The organism is Microbacterium hatanonis, assembly GCF_008017415.1.
Taxonomy (GTDB): domain Bacteria; phylum Actinomycetota; class Actinomycetes; order Actinomycetales; family Microbacteriaceae; genus Microbacterium; species Microbacterium hatanonis.
Map to the genome: position 1 here is coordinate 380,940 of NZ_VRSV01000002.1, position 19,352 is coordinate 400,291.

At 70.7% G+C, this 19,352-nt stretch carries 24 protein-coding genes and 1 riboswitch; of the genes, 13 read left to right on the plus strand and 11 right to left on the minus strand.

Annotated features, from left to right (window positions below; genetic code table 11):
- The first annotated feature begins 12 nt into the window (after positions 1-12).
- Entirely contained in the window at positions 13-1,293 is a 1,281-nt protein-coding gene (locus tag FVP77_RS11970; RefSeq protein WP_147894826.1) for a multidrug effflux MFS transporter, read from the plus strand.
- Here the strand turns inward: FVP77_RS11970 and FVP77_RS11975 are convergent.
- Both FVP77_RS11975 and FVP77_RS11980 read right to left on the minus strand, forming a co-directional pair.
- Entirely contained in the window at positions 1,265-2,722 is a 1,458-nt protein-coding gene (locus FVP77_RS11975) for a sensor histidine kinase (protein WP_147894827.1), read from the minus strand. The two genes, FVP77_RS11970 and FVP77_RS11975, sit on opposite strands and share 29 nt — an antisense overlap.
- The gene (locus FVP77_RS11980) at positions 2,719-3,393 is read right to left on the minus strand and encodes a response regulator transcription factor (RefSeq protein ID WP_147894828.1); all 675 of its coding nucleotides are present in this window, start codon (positions 3,391-3,393) and stop codon (positions 2,719-2,721) included. The genes FVP77_RS11975 and FVP77_RS11980 overlap by 4 nt, the downstream gene beginning before the upstream one ends.
- Positions 3,394-3,540: 147 nt before the next feature.
- Between FVP77_RS11980 and FVP77_RS11985 the strand changes: the two genes are divergently transcribed.
- Entirely contained in the window at positions 3,541-4,053 is a 513-nt protein-coding gene (locus FVP77_RS11985) for a hypothetical protein (protein ID WP_147894829.1), read from the plus strand.
- A gap of 58 nt (positions 4,054-4,111) precedes the next feature.
- Here the strand turns inward: FVP77_RS11985 and FVP77_RS11990 are convergent, their stop codons facing one another.
- Positions 4,112-5,203 (minus strand): N-acetyltransferase DgcN family protein, encoded by a 1,092-nt coding sequence (locus tag FVP77_RS11990; RefSeq protein ID WP_147894830.1) that lies wholly within the window; start codon positions 5,201-5,203, stop codon positions 4,112-4,114.
- Positions 5,204-5,430: 227 nt separating this feature from the next.
- On the opposite strand from FVP77_RS11990, the gene FVP77_RS11995 reads away from it, so the two are divergent.
- Together FVP77_RS11995 and FVP77_RS12000 are read left to right on the plus strand one after the other, a co-directional pair.
- The gene (locus FVP77_RS11995; protein ID WP_147894831.1) at positions 5,431-6,024 is read left to right on the plus strand and encodes a nitroreductase family protein; all 594 of its coding nucleotides are present in this window, start codon (positions 5,431-5,433) and stop codon (positions 6,022-6,024) included.
- Between the two features lie 79 nt (positions 6,025-6,103).
- Positions 6,104-7,447 carry an APC family permease gene (locus FVP77_RS12000; RefSeq protein ID WP_147894832.1) on the plus strand — a complete coding sequence of 448 codons (1,344 nt, stop codon included), beginning with the start codon at positions 6,104-6,106 and terminating at the stop codon, positions 7,445-7,447.
- Positions 7,448-7,465: 18 nt separating this feature from the next.
- Here the strand turns inward: FVP77_RS12000 and FVP77_RS12005 are convergent, their stop codons facing one another.
- Both FVP77_RS12005 and FVP77_RS12010 read right to left on the minus strand, forming a co-directional pair.
- Positions 7,466-7,816: a DMT family transporter gene (locus FVP77_RS12005; protein ID WP_147894833.1), complete on the minus strand. Its 351-nt coding sequence runs from the start codon at positions 7,814-7,816 to the stop codon at positions 7,466-7,468.
- Position 7,817: 1 nt separating this feature from the next.
- Complete coding sequence (locus FVP77_RS12010) at positions 7,818-8,132, minus strand: DMT family transporter (protein WP_147894834.1); 315 nt, start codon at positions 8,130-8,132, stop codon at positions 7,818-7,820.
- 9 nt (positions 8,133-8,141) lie between these two features.
- Positions 8,142-8,204, minus strand: a riboswitch (guanidine-III (ykkC-III) riboswitch).
- An 80-nt stretch (positions 8,205-8,284) separates the two neighbouring features.
- Here FVP77_RS12010 and FVP77_RS12015 point away from each other — a divergent pair.
- Both FVP77_RS12015 and FVP77_RS12020 read left to right on the plus strand, forming a co-directional pair.
- Positions 8,285-9,760 carry an SDR family oxidoreductase gene (locus tag FVP77_RS12015; protein ID WP_147894835.1) on the plus strand — a complete coding sequence of 492 codons (1,476 nt, stop codon included), beginning with the start codon at positions 8,285-8,287 and terminating at the stop codon, positions 9,758-9,760.
- Complete coding sequence (locus FVP77_RS12020) at positions 9,754-9,960, plus strand: putative acetyltransferase (protein WP_187267016.1); 207 nt, start codon at positions 9,754-9,756, stop codon at positions 9,958-9,960. Before FVP77_RS12015 ends, FVP77_RS12020 begins: the two co-directional genes overlap by 7 nt.
- Before the next feature lie 4 nt (positions 9,961-9,964).
- On the opposite strand, the gene FVP77_RS12025 is transcribed toward FVP77_RS12020, so the two are convergent.
- Entirely contained in the window at positions 9,965-10,387 is a 423-nt protein-coding gene (locus FVP77_RS12025; protein WP_147894836.1) for an iron chaperone, read from the minus strand.
- 159 nt (positions 10,388-10,546) lie between these two features.
- On the opposite strand from FVP77_RS12025, the gene FVP77_RS12030 reads away from it, so the two are divergent.
- From FVP77_RS12030 to FVP77_RS12040, 3 genes are all read left to right on the plus strand, one after another.
- Positions 10,547-11,233 carry a cyclase family protein gene (locus FVP77_RS12030; RefSeq protein ID WP_147894837.1) on the plus strand — a complete coding sequence of 229 codons (687 nt, stop codon included), beginning with the start codon at positions 10,547-10,549 and terminating at the stop codon, positions 11,231-11,233.
- An 86-nt stretch (positions 11,234-11,319) separates the two neighbouring features.
- Complete coding sequence (locus tag FVP77_RS12035; protein ID WP_187266924.1) at positions 11,320-11,949, plus strand: acyl-CoA synthetase; 630 nt, start codon at positions 11,320-11,322, stop codon at positions 11,947-11,949.
- A complete protein-coding gene (locus tag FVP77_RS12040) occupies positions 11,946-12,281 on the plus strand; it encodes an amino acid transporter (protein ID WP_246134092.1) in 336 nt (111 codons plus the stop codon). Before FVP77_RS12035 ends, FVP77_RS12040 begins: the two co-directional genes overlap by 4 nt.
- An 87-nt stretch (positions 12,282-12,368) precedes the next feature.
- Here the strand turns inward: FVP77_RS12040 and purB are convergent, their stop codons facing one another.
- Both purB and FVP77_RS12050 read right to left on the minus strand, forming a co-directional pair.
- Entirely contained in the window at positions 12,369-13,748 is a 1,380-nt protein-coding gene (purB, locus tag FVP77_RS12045) for an adenylosuccinate lyase (protein WP_147894839.1), read from the minus strand.
- A 56-nt stretch (positions 13,749-13,804) separates the two neighbouring features.
- Positions 13,805-14,311 (minus strand): low molecular weight protein-tyrosine-phosphatase, encoded by a 507-nt coding sequence (locus FVP77_RS12050; RefSeq protein ID WP_147894840.1) that lies wholly within the window; start codon positions 14,309-14,311, stop codon positions 13,805-13,807.
- 113 nt (positions 14,312-14,424) lie between these two features.
- Here FVP77_RS12050 and FVP77_RS12055 point away from each other — a divergent pair, with 113 nt between their 5' ends.
- Positions 14,425-14,718, plus strand: a complete 294-nt coding sequence (locus FVP77_RS12055) for a hypothetical protein (protein WP_147894841.1) — start codon at positions 14,425-14,427, stop codon at positions 14,716-14,718.
- Complete coding sequence (locus FVP77_RS12060) at positions 14,715-16,031, plus strand: hypothetical protein (RefSeq protein ID WP_147894842.1); 1,317 nt, start codon at positions 14,715-14,717, stop codon at positions 16,029-16,031. The genes FVP77_RS12055 and FVP77_RS12060 overlap by 4 nt, the downstream gene beginning before the upstream one ends.
- Here FVP77_RS12060 and FVP77_RS12065 read toward each other — a convergent pair.
- From FVP77_RS12065 to FVP77_RS12075, 3 genes are read right to left on the minus strand one after another with little or no spacing between them, the layout of a single operon-like run.
- Complete coding sequence (locus tag FVP77_RS12065) at positions 15,994-16,395, minus strand: phage holin family protein (protein WP_147894843.1); 402 nt, start codon at positions 16,393-16,395, stop codon at positions 15,994-15,996. The two genes, FVP77_RS12060 and FVP77_RS12065, sit on opposite strands and share 38 nt — an antisense overlap.
- A gap of 39 nt (positions 16,396-16,434) precedes the next feature.
- Positions 16,435-16,803, minus strand: a complete 369-nt coding sequence (locus FVP77_RS12070; protein ID WP_147894844.1) for a type II toxin-antitoxin system death-on-curing family toxin — start codon at positions 16,801-16,803, stop codon at positions 16,435-16,437.
- Entirely contained in the window at positions 16,800-17,006 is a 207-nt protein-coding gene (locus FVP77_RS12075) for a ribbon-helix-helix protein, CopG family (RefSeq protein ID WP_147894845.1), read from the minus strand. Before FVP77_RS12075 ends, FVP77_RS12070 begins: the two co-directional genes overlap by 4 nt.
- Before the next feature lie 51 nt (positions 17,007-17,057).
- Between FVP77_RS12075 and FVP77_RS12080 the strand changes: the two genes are divergently transcribed.
- Together FVP77_RS12080 and FVP77_RS12085 are read left to right on the plus strand one after the other, a co-directional pair.
- Complete coding sequence (locus FVP77_RS12080) at positions 17,058-18,173, plus strand: histidinol-phosphate transaminase (RefSeq protein ID WP_147894846.1); 1,116 nt, start codon at positions 17,058-17,060, stop codon at positions 18,171-18,173.
- Between the two features lie 41 nt (positions 18,174-18,214).
- Entirely contained in the window at positions 18,215-19,342 is a 1,128-nt protein-coding gene (locus FVP77_RS12085) for a thiamine pyrophosphate-dependent dehydrogenase E1 component subunit alpha (RefSeq protein ID WP_425463147.1), read from the plus strand.
- Positions 19,343-19,352 lie beyond the last annotated feature (10 nt).

Sequence of the window (19,352 nt, forward strand, 5' to 3'; positions counted from 1 at the left end):
TTTCATAACTTAATGCTTTCGACGGACACGGTCCTCACCACCACACCAGCAGATCGGCCGAGTTCGGCGACCGACACGGCACTGCGCGCCCCCCACCGCCCGATCGGCGGGGCGACGTTGATCACGCTGGCCGTACTGGCGGCGATCGCGCCCTTCGGGATCGATCTGTACCTGTCGGCCTTCCCGGCGATGACCGCCGATCTCGCGACGACCGCGACGGGCGTGCAGCTCTCGCTCACCGCCTTCCTCGTGGGGGCAGGGCTCGGACAGGTGGTCTTCGGTCCGTGGTCGGATCGCGTGGGTCGCCTGGCTCCGCTCCTGACCGGGCTGGCCGTGTTCCTGGTCGCCAGCGTCGTGGCTATGCTCGCGGGCTCCATCGAGGTGCTCGTCGCGGCGCGGCTGCTGCAGGGCATCGGCGGCGCGGCGGGCATGGTCATCGGGCGAGCGATGATCGTCGACCGCGAGGAAGGCCCGCGCGCGGCGCGGGCGCTGAATCTCATGATGATGATCGGCGGCATCGCCCCCGTCATCGCCCCCCTCACCGGCAGCGTGCTCGGGGGCGCGATCGGATGGCGGGGGCTCCTCGCCATCGTCGGCGGCGTCGGTGCGGTCGCGGCGATCCTGACGCTCCTCTTCGTTCGGGAGTCGCTGCCTCGCGAGGTGCGCGTGGCACGTGCGGCCCGGGAACCCGGGGGCTGGCGCGTGCTCCTCTCGCGCACGTACGTCGGGAACGTCTTGGCCTTCGCCTTCGGGATGGCGATCATGATGGCCTACATCTCGGCCTCGCCCTTCGTCTATCAGGACATGGTCGGCCTCGACGCCCTGGGATACGGGATCGCTTTCGCGATCAACGCGGTCGGCCTCGTGGCCGCGACGGGACTCGCGGCCTTCCTCGCCCGACGGATCTCCCCTCGTGCGTCCGCGCTGATCGGGCTCGGCACGAGTTTCGCCGCGGTCGCGGTGATCCTCATCCTCACCGTCGCGGGCGCTCCGGCCGCGTGGTTGATGGTGCCGCTGTTCTTCGCGATCGCGCCGCTCGGACTCGTACTCGGGAGCACGACGGCGCTGGCGCTGTCGTCGGTGCCGCACGCGGCGACCGGATCGGCCTCCGCGATCCTCGGGCTCCTCCAGTTCGTGTTGGCGGGCACCGTCGCCGGTCTCGTCGGCGTCGCTGGGGAGCACACCGCCCTCCCGCTCGCGCTGACGATGTTCGCCGCGGCGCTGCTCGCCCTCCTCGCGCTCGCCGTCGGGCGGGAACGCACCGTCACGCCGGCGCGGGTACGTCGTCCCTGACCGCCGCGCCCAACGGCAGCGAGACCACGAACCTCGCGCCGTCGGCGTCGCGCTCGCAGACGACGTCGCCGCCGTGGGCCCGGGCGATGCCTCGGGCGATGGGGAGACCGAGGCCCGCGCCGGTGCGGGCCGCGCGAGCCGGATCGAGTCGCACGAGTCGCTCGAAGATCCGCTCGCGGTCGGCGTCGGGAACGCCCGGCCCGTCGTCGACGACACTCACCGCCGCCGTATCTCGGGAGCCCGCGACGAGCTCGATCCGCACCCGCCCGGCGCCCGCCGTGGCGCGGGCGGCGTTGTCGACGAGGTTCGCCACGACCTGTGCGATGCGGTCGGCGTCGACGACGACGGGCACGGGTTCGGAGGGCGCTCGCAGGTCCACGCGCAATCCGGGGTGCACCCGCCGCATCCGCTCGGTCTCGGCCGCGAGCAGCTCGCGCAGATCGACGCTCCGCGGACGCAGCTCGAGGCCCTGGTCGACACGAGCCATCGTGAGCAGGTCGTCGACGAGGCGCGACGCGCGCGAGGCCTCGTGCACGACGCGAGTCGCGAGCAGCTCGCGATCAGGACCGTCGAGGTCGGCGCGGATGAGGGTCTCGGCCGCGGCCCGCATACCGGCCACGGGCGTGCGCAGCTCGTGAGCGGCATCGGAGAGGAATGCCCGCAGTCGCGTCTCGGCGTCGAGCGCGGCCTGCTCGGCGCCCACCACGTCGTCGAGCATGTCGTCGAACGCGGCGGCGACCCGACCGATCTCGGTGTCGGGCCGTGTCGGGCGCAGGCGCCGATCACGGTCGCCCGCCGCGACCGAGCGAGCCGCGACCGACATGCGATCGAGGGGGCGGAGGGTGCCGCGCACGATGAGCACGATCGCCCCCGCGCCGAGGGCGAGGACGGCGACCGACGCGACGCCCATGACCCACCGCACCTGGGTGAGCGTTTCGTCCACCCCGGCAGTGGAGGCCGTGAGTGTCACGGTCGATCCGTCGCTCAGGGTGGAGCGGAGCGTCACCAGCTGTTCGTCGCCGCTGACTTCCGACGCGGTGACCGTCTCGCCCGACGCGCTCGTCGACGGCGAAGACGCCAGGGGCTCGGGCGGACCGGCCGGTCCGGGCCCTCCCGGGGGCCCGTCGCGCAACTGGTCGGGACTCGGGCCCGCGACCACCGAGCCGCCGCCGGCATCGTCGATCCGCACCGAGAGTCCCTGCGCGGAGAGGCGCTCGGCGAGCTCTTCGGCGTCGACCGTGCCCACGAGCGACGCCGCCGCAGACGCGCGGTCACGGAGGCGATCCTCGATCTGGCCGCGGAGCCGCGCCCCGAGCACCACGTCGACGACGATCACCAGCACGATCAGCACCAGCGCGAGAAGAGCGAGCACCGCGACGATCGTGCGTCGGCGGAGCGACCCGGTGCGCAGCGCCGCTACGGCGGTCACGGCGCGACGCTCAGACGGTAGCCGAGGCCGCGCACGGTGTGGATCATGCGAGGACCCCGGGTCTCCATCTTGCGGCGGAGCGCGCTGAGGTGGACCTCCACGAGATTCGGGTCGTAGTCGTCGTAGCCCCACACCTCCGTCAGGATCTGCGCCTTCGACAGGGTGCGGCCCCGACTCTCGACGAACAGGCGCAGCAGTCGGAACTCGGTGGCCGTCAGGTCGAGGGCCTCCCCGCCGCGGCGCGCGAGCGCAGCATCCGGGTCGACGACGAGGTCGCCGACCTCGATGGTCGCGGGCAGACGGCCCCGACGGCGGAGCACGGCGGTCGTTCGCGCGACGAGCTCGGCCATCGAGAACGGCTTGACCACGTAGTCGTCGGCGCCCTCGGCGAAGCCGCGGAGGCGGTCGTCGACCTCGTCCCTGGCGGTGAGCATGATCACGGGGGTGTCGCCCGCCTCGCGGATCACGGGCAGCAGGCGGATGCCGGTGGGCCCGGGCATCATCCAGTCGAGCACCAGGAGATCGGGCCGGAACGTCGCGAGCCGCTCGGTCAGGTGACGCCCATCGGCATCGCCCTCGGCGATGAGACCGTCGGCGCGCAGAGCCGTCACGACAGACAGGCGGATGGTCTCGTCGTCGTCGAGAACGAGCACGCGGGCGGGGGCAGGCATTCTCGGCACGGTACGCCGCGGGACTGGGCGGCTCTTATGCGTTCGATAGGCGGATGCTGCGTGCGCGGCGACTTCAGGCCCGCTTCAGACAGCGATCACAGGCTGGAGATCGAAGCCGGAGGAGCGTCCCCGGCGGAGAGGATCACCATGAACGACGACCGCATTCCCCCGGCACCCGACGACCACGACGACCGGAACGACACGTTGCCGCTGACCCGCCCGACGGTGACGGAGGAACCGCAGCCGCGTCGATGGGTGCGACCGGCGCTGATCGTCGGGGCGGTGATCGTCGCGGCCGGACTCGCCGGCGGAACGGCCGCCGTGGCGGCCCAGTCGAGCGCCGCCCCGTCGTCGGTCTCGTCGACGACACCCCGCGCCGACGGGACGGCGCCGACCCCGGGCGCCGACGGGACAGCGCCGACACCCCCGGCCGACGGCACCGGGCCCTCCCCGCGCGAGGACGGGACGGCCCCGACCCCTCCGGCCGGGCCCGGTGGACCGGGTGCCTGCGCCGACGGCGAGGGCCCGGGAGCGCGCGACGGGCGCACCCCGCCGACTCCGCCGACAGACGGGACGGCACCCACCCCGCCCGCGGACGGGACGGCGCCCACCCCGCCGACGGGTGCGCCCACGCCTCCCGCCGAGACACCGGGGTCCTGACGGGAGATCCGCGCAGAGCGGTGGCTCTCGTCGGCGGTGCTCGCCGGGTCGGCCGAGGTCAGGTCGCGGCGAGCACCGCCCGCTCGCGAAGGGCGGGGTAGGCCTGGAACACCATCTCGACGAGCTGGTCGATCGGCCGCGTCAGCGGGTCGGTCGCCGGCACGCCGAATTCGAGCTCGTACTCGTCGATGGCGTCGGTGACCTGCTGGTCGGTCATGTTCTCGTGGTTGATCGTGACGCCGATCACGCGGGTACGTGCGAACGCCTCGATCAGGGCGATCTCGCTCGCCGCGGTCGGCATCGGGATGGCCGGGTAGTCGCCGAGCGTGCCGCGCAGAGGTGCGTGCTGCACGATGACGCCGTCGGGGCGGGCGCCGCGCAGGATGTAGGCCGACGTCAGGTACGCCGGGTGGCTGAGCGCTCCCTGGCCTTCGACGACGATGATGTCGGGGTTCTCGTCGTGGAACGCCGAGACGACCTGGCCTTCGACCTCGCCCGAGCAGTACTGCGGAACCGTGGCGTCGAGAGCGACGGCGTAGCGGGCGCCCTGGATGAGCGCGGTCTGACCGGTGCCGATCATGACGGCCTTGATGCCGCGGGCGATGAGCGCCTCGACCAGCAGGGTGGTCGTTGTTCGCTTGCCGATCGCGCCGTCGGTTCCGAGAACGGCCACGCGAGGACAGGTCACGTCGAAGATCTCGCCGGTGAACAGGCGCAGATCCTTCTTGTCCTTCGTCCGTCGTACGTCGGTGATCGTCACCCCGGCGAGAAGGGCGGCCGAGGCGAACTCCGCATCGTCGTTGAGGAACTCGTGCAGCCCGTTGACGAGGTTCATGCCCGACGCGATGGCGTCGAGGAGGTCGGTGCGCTGGGTGGGGTTCAGCAGTCCGCCGGCAGGCGCCATGCCGAAGATCATCGTGTCGGGGACGCGCCCGGCGTGAACGATCGCGTCGCCGAGATCGGCGACGACGGGGATGCCCGACACGGGATCGCCGAGCGCCACGCCGGCGTCGCTGCCGGCGAGAGTGCTGTCGATCACGCTGACGATCTCGTACTTCTCCGAGTGACGCACGAGGCCGTTGGCCGTCTTGCCGTCTTGGCGCCCGAAATTGCCCTCGCAGTAGACGACGGCCGTGGCGGAATGAGTCATGATGCTCCCCTGATATCTCAGAGGAGGCGACGAAACCGAGCTGTCTTCCCTGACGCCCGCGAGATGCCGACCCCTGGACCGTACCAACCCTTCCTGTGTAACGGGGGGCGACGAGACTTTCGTATGCGCGGGAATAGACCCGACCGTTCGCTGTTCCACACCATGGCGCATCAGCGCCGATCGCTCGACGGGGCGCGATTCAGACGACATGGCCCGAGGAGCACGTCATGAGCACCGACACCATCACCGATCGCGCCGCCCGCACCGATACCCCCATCCTTCCCGTCCTGGCCGAGCGCTGGAGCCCCCGCTCGTTCGTCGCCGACGAGACGATCGACGAGCAGAAGCTCGCCGCTGCCATCGAGGCCGCACGCTGGTCCTCGTCCGCAGCGAACTCGCAGCCCTGGCGCTTCATCGTCGCCCGCCGCGGAACCGAGGCCTTCGCCCGGATCGCCGCCACCCTCGCCGGATTCAACGGGGTCTGGGCGGGCTCGGCGGGAGCGCTCGTGGTCGCCGCCTACGAGCAGGCCGGCCCCGAGGGCGAGCCCCGTCCGTGGGCGCAGTACGACCTGGGGCAGGCCATGGCCCACTTCAGCATTCAGGCGCACGCGAGCGGGCTCCACGTGCACACCATGGGCGGCTTCGATGCCGACGCGGTGTCGGCCGCGTTCGATCTGCCCACCCGCATCCGCCCCCTCACGGTCACGGCCGTCGGTGCGCTCGCCCCGGCGGAGGCCCTGGGCGATGAGACGCTGATCGCGCGGGAGACCGCGCCGCGCGTGCGTCGCCCGCTGTCGGAGATCGTGCTCGTCGACCAGTAACGGCAGGGGCGTATACCCCACGCGCACGGATCGCGCACGAGGGCTTGCATCGTCGTTCCTCACCCGGTCGAGTAGCACGATGACCAACGACACCACCGCCACCGAGCCCGCAGCGCCGTCTGGCCTCAAGCGGGCAGTCGGCACCCCGTTGCTGTTCGCGTTCATCGTCGGAGACACGCTCGGCGCGGGCATCTACACCCTCGTCGGTTCCATGGCCGGTGATGTCGGCGGAGTCATCTGGCTTCCGCTGGTCGTCGCGCTGATCATCGCCCTGCTCACGGCGGGCACCTACGCCGAGCTCATCACGAAGTACCCGCACGCGGGCGGTGCGGCGCGCTACGCCGATCGGGCGTTCGGGGTGCCGTACGTGTCGTTCCTCGTTGGCTTCCTCATGATGGCCTCGGGCATCACGACTGCCGCCGCGCTGGCGAACGCGTTCGCCGGCGACTACCTCGCCGCGATCATCGACGTGCCTGCGGCACCGACGGCCGTGGTGTTCATCATCCTGCTGACGCTGATCAACCTCCGCGGCGTCCGCGAATCTCTCGGCGCCAACCTCATCGCGTCGGTGATCGAGGTGTCGGGCCTCGTCATCGTCATCGTCCTGGCCGCCGTCTTCATCGGTGGTGGAGGAGGCGACCCGGCTCGCCTCCTCGAGTTCTCGCCCGACAAGGCGCCCGTGGAGGGCGTGTTCGCGGCATCCATCATCGCGTTCTTCTCCTTCCTCGGATTCGAGGCGGCCGCGAACATGGCCGAAGAGGTGAAGAACCCCTCCAAGGCCTACCCGCGCGCCCTGTTCGGCGCGATCGGCACCGCTGCGATCGTCTACCTGCTGATCGCACTCGGCGCGGCGATGATCCTCCCCGCCGCCGACCTGGCGTCCTCGACCGGACCCCTCCTCGACGTGGTGGCCGCGACCGGCATCGCGCTGCCCCCGTGGCTGTTCGGACTCATCGCGCTCGTCGCGATCGCCAACGGCGCGCTGCTGTTCATGGTGATGGCCAGCCGTGTCGGGTACGGCCTGGCCGAATCCGGTCTGCTCCCGAAGGCGTTCTCGCGCGTGCTCCCGAACCGTCGCACCCCGTGGGTGTCGATCGTGGTCGTCGCCGTGGCGACGATCGGCCTCACCTTCCTGGGCGATGTCGCGACGTTGGCCGAGACGACGGTGCTGCTGCTCCTGCTGGTCTTCCTCTCGGCGAACGTCAGCGTGCTCGTGCTCAAGAAGGACAAGGTCGACCACAAGCACTTCTCGGTACCGCGGGTCGTGCCGGTGCTCGCCATCATCGCGAGCATCGTGCTGCTCACCCAGCAGACCGGCGTGGTGTGGCTCGGAGCCCTGGCGTACATCGCGATCGGTTCGGTGCTCTTCTTCGTCGCCCGCGCCGGGCGCAAGCGCGAAGAGCGCAAGGCCGACGCCGGCTGAGGCGGATGCGGCGCGGCGTCAGGCGCCCGGATCCTTCCCGGCATCACCACGTTGCGCGGGGACGAGTTTGAGCCCGACGACGGCGACGGCGATGCCCGCGATGAAGATCGCTCTGCCCCAGGACAGCGGCTCCTCGCCGGTGACGGTCGCCCACCCCACGGTGAGCACCGCACCGATGCCGACCCACACGGCGTAGGCCGTGCCGATGGGGATGCGCTCCGAGGCTTTCGCGAGCCCGATCATGCTGGCGACGAGCGCGACGACGAACACGATCGTCGGGAGCGGCTGCGTGAAGCCTTCGGATCGGCCGAGGGCCGTGGCCCACACGGCTTCGAGGACGGCGCTGGCGATGAGGATCGACCACGCCATCTCAGCTCACCGCCTTCAGGCCGATGACCGACGCGACCAGCAGGAGGATGAGCAGGATGCGCGCGGTCGAGGCGCGCTCCTTCCTGGTCACGATGGCCCAGAGCACGGTGAGACTGGCCCCGATTCCGACCCAGACGGCGTAGGCGGTACCGGTGGGCAGGTCGTTCATCGCGAACGCGAGCCCCACCATGCTGATGACGAGCGCGACGACGAACAGGATCGTCGGCCGGGGCCGACGGAAGCCCTTCGACGCGGCCAGCGCCGACGCCCACACCGCCTCGAGAACACCGGAGGCGACCAGAATGATCCACGACATGACGAACCTTCCGAGTCAGTCTTGTCGCTCAGCGGGTACTGCTCCCTCGTCCGCGCCCGCCATCGGGTCGCCTCGAGGCTATCGAGCAGACCTGGGCACTCCCGGTGCAGGGGGCGGATGCTGCGCCCGACCGGCCCAACGTAGAATCTCGTGTGCCCTCCGATGCCCCTGACGACCGCCAGCCGAGCGGAATCGACCCCGCCGAACTCGCGGTGACGCTCGATGTGCTCGCGCGGATGGCCCGGATCGATCAGACGCACCCCGACTTCATCCAGGTGCGTCGGGCCACGGCCCACATGTTCAAGGCGGTCAAGAAAGAGCGTCGGCGCGAGATCCGCGAAGCGATCGCCGAGGCCGACCGCAGCGTGATCGCCGCGACCGCCACCGGGGCACCCGATCGCATCGACGACGAGACCCGCGGCATCCCGATCAGCACCGCGACCACGGCCCCGACCGCGGGAACCCTGCTCAAGGCCCGCGGATGCTACATCTGCAAGCAGCCGTACACGCTGGTCGACGCCTTCTACCACCAGCTGTGCCCCGACTGCGCGGCGATGAGTCACGCCAAGCGCGACGCCCGCACCGACCTCACCGGGCGACGGGCGCTGCTCACCGGCGGCCGGGCGAAGATCGGCATGTACATCGCGCTGCGACTGCTCCGCGACGGTGCGCACACCACCATCACCACCCGGTTCCCGCGCGATGCGGTGCGGCGGTTCAGCAGCCTCCCCGACTCGGGCGACTGGCTCCACCGTCTCAAGATCGTCGGCATCGACCTCCGCGACCCCGCTCAGGTGATCGGACTCGCCGACGACGTCGCCGCATCCGGCACCCTCGACATCCTCATCAACAACGCCACCCAGACGGTGCGCCGTTCGACCGGCGCCTACCAGCCGCTCGTCGACGCCGAGCTCGCACCGCTCCCCGACGGACCGCTGCCCGAGCTGGTCACGTTCGGGCACACCAACGACCAGCACCCGCAGGCCCTCGAGCGCTCCGTCGCTGCGCACCCCGTGCTCGCCGCCGCGGCCTCGCGGGCCGACGAGCTCACCGAGCAGGCCATGGCGGCAGGATCCAGCTCGCTCGAACGGCTCGCGGCGGGCACCGCGATCGATGCCGGCGGCCTCGTGCCCGACCTGCACGACGTCAACTCGTGGACCCAGCGCGTCGACGAGGTCGACCCGCTCGAGATGCTCGAGGTGCAGCTCGCCAACACCACGGCCCCGTTCCTGTTGATCTCGAAGCTGCGCGCGTCGATGGCGGCGAGCCCCGCGGCCCGCACCTACATCGTCAACGTCAGCGCCATGGAGGGCGTGTTCGGCCGCGGCTACAAGGGCCCCGGCCACCCGCACACCAACATGGCCAAGGCCGCCGTGAACATGCTCACCCGCACGAGCGCGCGCGAGATGTTCGAGACCGACGGCATCCTCATGACGAGCGTCGACACCGGGTGGATCACCGACGAGCGACCCCACCCGACCAAGGTGCGGCTCGCCGAGGAGGGTTTCCACGCCCCGCTCGACCTCGTCGACGGTGCTGCGCGGGTCTACGACCCGATCGTGCGCGGTGAAGCCGGCGAAGACCTCTTCGGCGTCTTCCTCAAGGACTACGCGCCCGGCTCGTGGTGAGGCTGCCCGCCCCGGGCAACCGGGTGGTGGTGCGCTACCTGCTCCCGACCGGGCAGGCCACCGACGCGCTCGGCGAACTGCTCAGCGCAGACGCCGACACCGTGGTCGTCGACGGCAAGCGCGGCGTCGAACGGATCGCGGTCTCCGACATCATCGCGGCCAAGCCCGTTCCGCCGCCGCCCGCACCGCGCCCGCGCTGAGGGGTCAGCGCGCGGCCCGCTCCACGAGCCGGGTGATCTCCTTCTCCACGGCCGGCGACCAGCCCGCCACCGCGAACGACGTAGGCCAGAAGTCGCCGTCATCGAGCGCCGCCGTCTCCTGGAAGCCGAGGGTCGAGTAGCGGGTCTTGAACTTCGACTTGTCCTGGAAGAACAGAACGACCTTGCCGTCTTTCGCCCAGCCGGGCGAGCCGTAGAAGGTCTTCGGGGCAAGACCCGGAGCGACCGCGCGCACGATCTCGTGCAGGCGCAGAGCGATCTCACGATCCTCCTCGGCCATCTTGTCGATCGCCGCCAGCACGGCCTTCTCGGCGTCCTCGCCCTTCTTCGCGGCTTTCAGCTCGCGCGCGTGCTCTCGTATCGCGGCGCGCTCCTCGGGTGTGAACCCCGACTTCGTCGATTCGGCCATGACGATCTTCTCCCCGGATGGATGGTGATGTGGGACTCAGGGTAGGGCGCAACGTCCGCACGTGCTTCTCGATTCGTGATCGACGGATGGCAGGCATCGGTCGGCATCTGTCCGAGGTGCGGTCAGCCGGCGCCGACACGGAGCCCTAGCGTGGGCTTCATGCCCGAGAACACCCGCCGCATCGTCGACCTGAGCCACCCCATCCGAGCCGGGCTCGTGACCTACCCCGGGCTGCCCGCGCCGGTGATCACCCCCCACATGACGCACGAGGGCTCCCGCGGGAAGTACGCGCCCGGCACCGAGTTCGCCATGGACATCGTCACGATGATCGGAAACACGGGCACCTACCTCGATTCGCCCTATCACCGCTATTCCTCCGGCTCCGACCTGGCCGGCCTCGACCTCGCCACCCTCGTGGGTCTGCGGGCAGAGGTGTTCCACCTCGAAGACGCCTGGGACGCGCAGAACCGCGGCATCGGGGTCGCCGCGCTCGCCGACCGCGATGTGCGAGGTGCCGCGGTGCTGCTCCACACCGGGTGGGACCGCCTCTTCGGCACGCCCGACTACGCCGTCGGGTCGCCCTACCTCACCGCGGACGCGACGCGGTGGCTGATCGAGCAGGGTGCGACCCTCGTCGGCATCGACGCGCTCAACATCGATGACACGGAGTCGGGCGGCGAGCGACCGGCCCACACCCTCCTGCTCGGCGCGGGCATCCACGTGGTGGAGCACCTGACCCGCCTGGGCGACGTGCCCGAACAGGGCGCGCGCTTCACGGCCGCGCCCCCGGCGTTCGAAGGGTTCGGCACGTTCCCGGTGCGCGCGTTCGCCGAGATCGGGTCGTAGCGCTTCGACGTCGACGGACCTCCCGACGTCGCGATGGCGCGCAGACGTAGACTGGGGGTATTCTCTCCGCCTCTCCTGGATCTGCCGTGACCCCTGCCGCATCCGCCCGCACGCTCGACGTGCGGCATCTTCAGCTCGCCCGCGCCGCCTTCGCGGCGATCGCGGCGATCATGGTGACCTTCTCGCCGGATCACTCGTCGGCGGTAGGCCTCGCGGTGTTCAGCGGTTTCGCGATCGCCACGGGAATCGTGTTCGCCGTCGCGGCGTGGCTCGTCTTCCCCGCCGGGCAGCGGGGTGCGTCGGTGCTGCTGGCCGTGCTCACGCTGCTCGCCGGGCTCGCCGCGAGCATCGGCCCGTGGCGCAGCACCGCCACCTTCTTCGCGATCGTGATCTCGTGGGCGCTCGTCACCGGCATCGTCGAGGCGGTCGTGGCCTACCGCGGACGAGCGGATGCTGCGCGCTCCGCCTCGCGCGACGGTCTGACGATCGGTGTGCTCACCATCGTGCTCGGGCTCGCCCTGCTGCTCGTGCAGCCCGGGTACGCCCTCGACTACTACATCGAAGACGCCGGGCGATCGTTCACCCTGACGGGAATCACGATCGCGGTGGGCGTCTTCGGCGGATACGCCGCGATCGTCGCGGTGTTCCTCGGCATCGCGGGGTTCTCACCTCGCCGGGCGCCTGCCCCGAGCCCGGCCGATAGGAGCATCCCGTGACCGACCGCCCCACCCGTCGCGACCTCATGAAGCCCGTGCAGCTGCTCGGACTCGCGTTCGTCTGCGCCCTCTTCGCCGGCATCGTGACGCTCGTGTCGATGGGCTTCTTCCAGTCGAAGCCGGGCGATCAGATCGAACGCGCTCTCGTCATCGCGGCCATCGCCGCGGGAGTGACGTTCATCGTGGTGCTCGTCGTCGTGGCGCTGCTGCTGCTCGCGGTCGACCCGGCTCAGGTCGGCAAGACTCTCGATCGTCCTGTGCTGCTCCCGCCCGACGACGAGAAGACCTCGCCCGCGTCCGACGCGCCGGAGGGCGACAAGCCCCGCACCTGACCGCGATACCGCGTCCGCGCGCCGAGACCCGGTCGGAATGTCGGGGTCTCGCCGCGCGGACGGGGTCTCGCGGTCAGCGTCCGAGCGTCAGAGCCGGTCCACCGTCGAAGAGGCGAGGCCGGTGTAGGTCGCGGGGGTGAGGTCGAGCAGGCGCGCCTTGGCGGCATCGCCGATATCGAGGCCGCGCACGAAGTCCGCGAGATCCGCCGCGCCGACGCGGCGCCCGCGGGTGAGATCCTTCAGCAGCGCGTACGGGTCGGTGATCTGCGAGCGGCCGGCGGCGATCTCGGCGCGGACGACCGTCTGGATCGCTTCGGCGAGCACCTCCCAGTTGGCGTCGAGGTCGGCGAGCAGCACGTCGGGCGCGAGCGAGATCTCGCCGAGCCCGCGCTGGAGGTTGTCGAGCGCGAGAAGGGAGTGGCCGAAGGCGACGCCGATGTTGCGCTGCGTCGTCGAGTCGGTGAGGTCGCGCTGGAGGCGCGAGGTCACGAGCGTCTGCGCGAGGGTCGCGAAGAGCCCGCCCGCGATCTCGAGGTTGGCCTCGGCGTTCTCGAACCGGATCGGGTTGATCTTGTGCGGCATCGTCGACGAGCCGGTCGCCCCGGCGACGGGGATCTGCGTGAAGTAGCCGAGCGAGATGTAGGTCCACACATCGGTCGCGAGGTTGTGGAGGATGCCGCCGGCGTGCCGCGCGCGGTCGTAGAGCTCCACCTGCCAGTCGTGTGACTCGATCTGGGTCGTCACCGGGTTGGCCGAGATGCCGAGCGACTCGATGAACGCCGTGGTCAGCTCGGGCCAGTCGACGGCGGGGTCGGCGGCGACGTGGGCCGACCAGGTGCCTGTCGCACCGGAGAACTTCGCCAGGTAGTCGGATGCTTCGATCTGACGCGCGATGCGGCGCAACCGCCACGCGAACACGCCGATCTCCTTGCCCATCGTGGTGGGGGTGGCGGGCTGGCCGTGCGTGCGCGCGAGCATCGGTGCGTCGCGGTGGGCGGCGGCCATCGCCGTCAGTGTGTCGATCACCGCGTAGAGCTTCGGGAGCCACACCCGGGTGACCGCGCGCTGCACCGTGAGGGCGTACGACGCGGAGTTGATGTCTTCGCTGGTGCAGGCGAAGTGCGTGAGCTCGGCGATGCCGTCGAGCCCCAGCGTCGCGAGACGGTCGCGCACGAGGTACTCGACGGCCTTCACGTCGTGGCGGGTGACGGCCTCCCGCTCGGCGAGCCAGTCGATGTCGTTCTGGCCGAAGTCGACGTAGAGCGCCCGCAGACGGGTCTTGTCGGCCTCGGAGAGCGGCGAGGTGCCGAAGAGCGATCGGTCGGTCAGTGCGATCAGCCACTCGACCTCGACCTCGACGCGCGCGCGGTTCAGGCCGGCCTCGGAGAGGTAGTCGGCGAGGGGGGCGACGGTCTTCTGGTAGCGGCCGTCGAGGGGGCTCAGCGGCTGTGGGGGCAGAGAAGTCACGAGAGGCTCCGAGAGTTCGAGCGAGCAGAGGGGCGGGCGATGGAGCGGCCGGGCGTTCAGACCGCGGAACGGATCGCGGGTTCGAGCTGGCGGAAGAGGGCTCGGCTCGCGCCCTCGATCATACCGAGCACCTCATCGAACATCGCCGGGCCCGCGTAGTAGGGGTCGGGGACGTCGGTCGTCTTCGCCGCCGGGTCGAACGTCATGAGGAGGGACACCTTCCCGGCCTCCGACTCGTCGTGCGCCCAGCCGCGGAGGATGCGCTCGTGCGTGTGGTCGAGGGCGACCACGAGATCGTTGTCGGCGAAGTCTGCGGCGGTGAACTGCCGGGCGCGGTGGCGGGCTCCGTCGTACCCTCGCCGATGAAGCGCCTCGATCGTGCGGTGGTCGGCCCGTTCGCCCACGTGCCAGTCGCCGGTGCCCGCGCTCGTGGAGACGATGCGATCGCCGAGACCGGCGGACTCCGCCAGCTCACGGAAGACCTCGGCGGCCATGGGCGAGCGGCAGATGTTGCCGCTGCACACGAAGACGACGCGGAAGGTCTGGGCGTCTCGGGCACTCACCCCTCCATTCTGGTGCGCGCCTCGCCTCCTGCACAGGCGACCTTCCCGCGTCAGCCCTCCCGATAGCGCCGGTCCCGGGCTGGCGCGACGGCGCGACGCGCCACCCTGTACGGATGTTCATCGATGTCACGCTCTCCGCCGGCACCGTTCGATCCCTCGAGGCGCTGGAGGAGGCGGCGGGTCTCCTGCGCGACCTGCACGGGCGGCTCGGCGATCTGAGAGTACGCGTGGCCCCGGTCGTCGCCGAGGCGGATTGGCGTGCTCCCTCGGCACGCGCGTGCCACGAACGCCTCGAGCGGTGGCGGGAGTCGTTGGCCACCGCCCAGGGGCGCGTCGACGACCTCGCCGACTCTGTCGCGCGTGCGCGTGCCGATCTCCAGGCCCGTGCGGCGGCTGCGCTCCCGTGACCGAGATCACGATACGAAGCGGCGCGCTCGTCGAGGTCGACTCCGAGTCGCTGCACCGGCTGGCGACGCGGCTGCGGGCGCTCGTCGGCGACCTGGATGAGACCATCGCCCAGATGGACGCGGCGGTGCGCCTCGTCGCGCAGGGCCAGCCGTCGACGTTCGCCGCCGTGCTCGATGCGACTGTCCTGCGCGCCGTGCTCGAGCGTGCGCGGCAGGAGGGTGACGAGATCCTCGACGCGGTCACGTCGGCGGCGGCCCTCTACGAGGCGGTGGAGTTGCACATCGAACGCGTCGCCGCCCTGGCGGCCGGCGACACCGCGCGCGTCGACCTGATCGATGCTCGGCGCAGCCGGCTGTGGCTCGACGAGCCCACCGCGATGGGCGCTGCCGACCTCGTGCTCGAGAACCGTCCACCCGTGCACGGCGAGCTCTCCGCCCAGGCGCTCAGGGCGATGCAGGGCCTCGGGCCGATGAACCCGTGGCTGGCCGTTCCCGCCGCCTACGGCGTGGTCGACGCCGTAGGTCTTGGCGCGATCCCGAGGAACTCGCGCCTGGCGCCGGGGTCGGCGGTGCCCGTGCACGTCATGCCGACCGTGCCGGCAGCGGCGACATCTCCGTCATCACTCGCCGACGCCGCATCCCGTATCCCCTCGGGAAGCGCGGCGCAGGTGAGGGTCGAGCGCTACACGATGGCCGACGGCACCCGGCAGTTCGCGGTGTACGTCGCGGGCACCCGCTCGGGAGGGGTGAGCGAGCCCTTCGACAACCGTTCGAATCTCGAGCTCTACACGGGTCGGCGGAGCGCCTCGTACGACTCCGTCACGGCTGCACTCGACGATGCGGGGGTGCGCGACGGCGACGTCGTGCACGCGTTCGGACACTCGCAGGGGGCGGTGGTGCTAGAACGGCTCGCGCTCGAGGGCGACTACGACACCCGCACGCTGGTGTCGTTCGGCTCGCCGGTGCAGGCCGACCTCGGCGCCGACATCCTCGGCGTCAGCGTGCGCCACACCGACGACCCGGTCTCGGCCCTGCAGTCCGGAGGTCACGTGACCGGGGTCGGTGCACCCGGGAGCTTCGTGGTCGAACGTCTCGCCGACCCCGCGGCGGGACTCCACGACCTGCGACTGCCCGCGCACGGTCTGACCGCGTACACCGAGACGGCGGCGCTGATCGACGCATCGGCCGATCCGCGCACGACGGCGATCCGCGACGTGTTCGCGTCGCTGGGCGAGGCCCGATGGGGCGAGGCGGCCGAATACGTCGCCGAGCGGGTCAGTCCCGGCGCTCCCGCGGGCGCGGGCGCAGGATGAGGCCGGCGATCCAGTTGATGATGCCGATGACGAGCGCTGCCAGCACGGTCAGCCAGAACCCGTCGACCCGCAGACCCCAGTTCCAGAAGCCGGTGATCCACGCGGTGAGCCACAGCAGGAACCCGTTGATGACGAAAGAGATGAGGCCGAGAGTCAGGATGTAGAGAGGGATCGCCAACACCTTGACGATGGTGCCGATCACCGAGTTGACGATCGCGAAGATCGCACCGACCACGAGCAGCGTGAGGGCCACCTGGAACCACTCGCCGGGGGCGAACGGCACGAGCACCACCCCCAGGGCGGGCAGCAATGTCACGATCCAGATCGCGAACGCGTTGACGAGGACGCGGACGAAGAATCCCATGGGATCGAGTGTGGCACGCGAACGCTCCGGCGCGAAGGATCAGAGATCGGTCGTGTGGAGTCGTATCCGTTCCGCGAGGTCGTCGAGATCGATCCGGCTCTGGGCGACATCGAGCACGAGGTCGAAGGCCTCATCGTTGGTGAACGTGACTCGGCGCCCGTTGATCCTCAGGAAGGCGAAAGTGAGGAATAACGACAGCCTCTTGTTGCCGTCGAACAGAGGATGGTTCTGCGCCAGCGAGCTGAAGAGAGCGGCGGCCTTCGCCTCGAGAGTGGGATACGCATCCACGCCGAGCATGCTCGCGCCGGGTCGCGCGATCGCCGAGAACAGCAGACCTCTGTCGCGAACGTGGAGGCCGAGGTGCTCGACGACGGCGATGGCCTGCTCCGGCTCGAGATAGTCGGTCACGCGTCTTCGAGGCGACGGATGGCCTCGGCGTAGTCGATTCCGATGTCGTCGACGGCCGCGAGAACCCGCTCGGTCTTGCGCGACTCTGCAACGAACCTGCTGGTCGCATCGATGAGCAGCGCGTGCTTGGAGGTGTGGCGTGCCGCGGCGAGCTTCTCCAGGGCGGCATCGAGCTCGGGAGGAAGGCGAACGGTCATGGCCATACCAGAATGGTACTACCGCCCTCGCGGAGGGCGCCGACCTAGACTCGGTGCGTGACAGACGACATCCCCGTCCGCATCCGCCCCGAGATCGCCGCTCTTCCGCCGTATCGCCAGGGCAAGCCCGCGGGCGACGACGGATTCAAGCTCTCGAGCAACGAGAACCCCTTCGATCCGCTCCCCGGCGTGATCGAGGCGATGAGCGACGCCGCCGACGTCAATCGGTATCCGGATGCGTCGGCCCGACGCCTGCGCGAGAGACTCGCCGCGCGCTTCGGCGTCGACGCCGACGAGGTGCACATCGGTGCGGGGAGCGTGTCGGTGCTCGCGCAGCTGATCCTCGCCGCCGCCGGCCCGGGCGACGAGGTCGTCTACGCGTGGCGGTCGTTCGAGGCCTACCCGACCCTCGTGCGGGTGGCGGGTGCCACCGCCGTGGAGGTGCCGCTCACGGCGGACTTCCGGCATGACCTTCCGGCGATGGCGGCGAGCGTGGGCGAGCGCACGCGGGTCGTCATCGTCTGCAGCCCCAACAACCCCACGGGCACGGTCGTCACGCACGACGAGTTCGCCGCCTTCCTCGACGCCGTTCCGAGCGACGTGCTCGTCATCCTCGACGAGGCCTATGCCGAGTTCGTCACGGCCCCCGACGCCGTCGACGGGATGCGGGTGCTCGGTCTTCTCGACCGGCCGAACGTCGTCGCGCTCCGCACCTTCTCGAAGGCCTTCGGACTCGCCGGCCTCCGCATCGGCTACGCCGTCGGTCATCGCCGCGTGCTCGATGCCGCGCGCTCGACGGCCATCCCGCTCGCTGTCACCGGCCAGGCGGAGTCCGCGGCTCTGGCGAGCCTGCGGGCGGAGTCGGAGCTCCTCGAGCGGGTGCGCGTGATCTCCGCGCGCCGCGACCGCCTCGTCGCCGGCCTGCGCGACGGCGGGTGGAACGTGCCCGACGCGCAGGGCAACTTCGTCTGGCTCCCCGCCGGCGAGCACACGGCGGCCTTCGCGGAGGCGTTCGAGGAGGAGGGTCTCATCGTCCGCCCGTTCGTCGGCGATGGCATCCGCATCTCCGTCGGCGAGGAGGAGTCTGTCGAGAAGGTCCTACGGATCGCAGCATCCGTTGTTCAGACCCTCCCAGAGGGCCATTCCGGCCGAGGGCTAGCGTGGAGAGCGTGACAGTGCCCGATCCGACCGTGCCCGACGCGCTCGACGCGTCCCTGCCCGTCGACGACACAGAGCTCGTCCGCATCCTCTCCGCCGACGGGTCGGTCGCGCCGACGCCCGCCGCGGAGCGGTACCTGCCGCTCATCGATGCGCTGCCCGACGCCGAGCTCGAGCAGTTCTACCGCGACATGGTGTCGATCCGCGCGTTCGACCGGCAGGCGACGCTGCTGCAGCGACAGGGGCAGCTCGCCCTGTGGCCGCCGAGCTGGGGCCAGGAGGCCGCGCAGGTCGGCTCGGCCCGCGCCGCTCGCGCGCAGGACCACGTCTTCCCCTCCTACCGCGAACATGTCGTCGCCCGCATCCGCGGGGTCGACCCGGTCGACATCATCCGCCTGATGCGCGGACTCACGCACGGCGGCTGGAATCCGTACGACCCCAAGAACGGGAACACCCACATCTACACGCTCGTCCTCGGGGCGCAGACCCTGCACGCGACGGGCCTCGCGATGGGCCTCGCGTTCGACGGCAAGAGCGGCAGCGGCGACCCCGACCGCGACGAAGCCGTCATCGTCTACTACGGCGACGGCGCCTCCAGCCAGGGCGACGTGCACGAGTCGATGGTCTACGCGGCGAGCTTCCAGGCGCCGGAGGTCTTCTTCCTCCAGAACAACCAGTGGGCGATCTCGGTGCCCGTCGCCACGCAATCGCGGTCGCCGCTGTTCCGCCGCAGCGCGGGCTACGGCATCCCGAGCGTGCAGGTCGACGGCAACGACGTGCTGGCGAGCTACGCGGTCACCCGCGCGGCCCTCGACGAGGCGCGGGCCGGCGGCGGGCCGCAGGCCGTCGAGGCGATGACCTACCGCATGGGCGCGCACACCACGAGTGACGACCCCACGAAGTACCGCACCACTGCCGAGGAGCAGGCCTGGGGTCGGCGCGACCCGATCGAACGCATGCGGGTCTACCTCGAAGGCCGTGGCGCGGGCGAGTCGTTCTTCGCCGACACCGAAGCCGAGGCCCAGGCGCTCGCCGACGACACCCGCGTGCGCACGAACGCCCTCGGCGGTCTCGAGGCCGACCAGATCTTCACGAACGTCTACTCGGAGCAGCATCCGCTCGTCGAAGAGGAGCGCCGGTGGTTCCACGCCTACGAGGCGTCTTTCGAGGGGGGCGCATCGTGAGCACGACCGA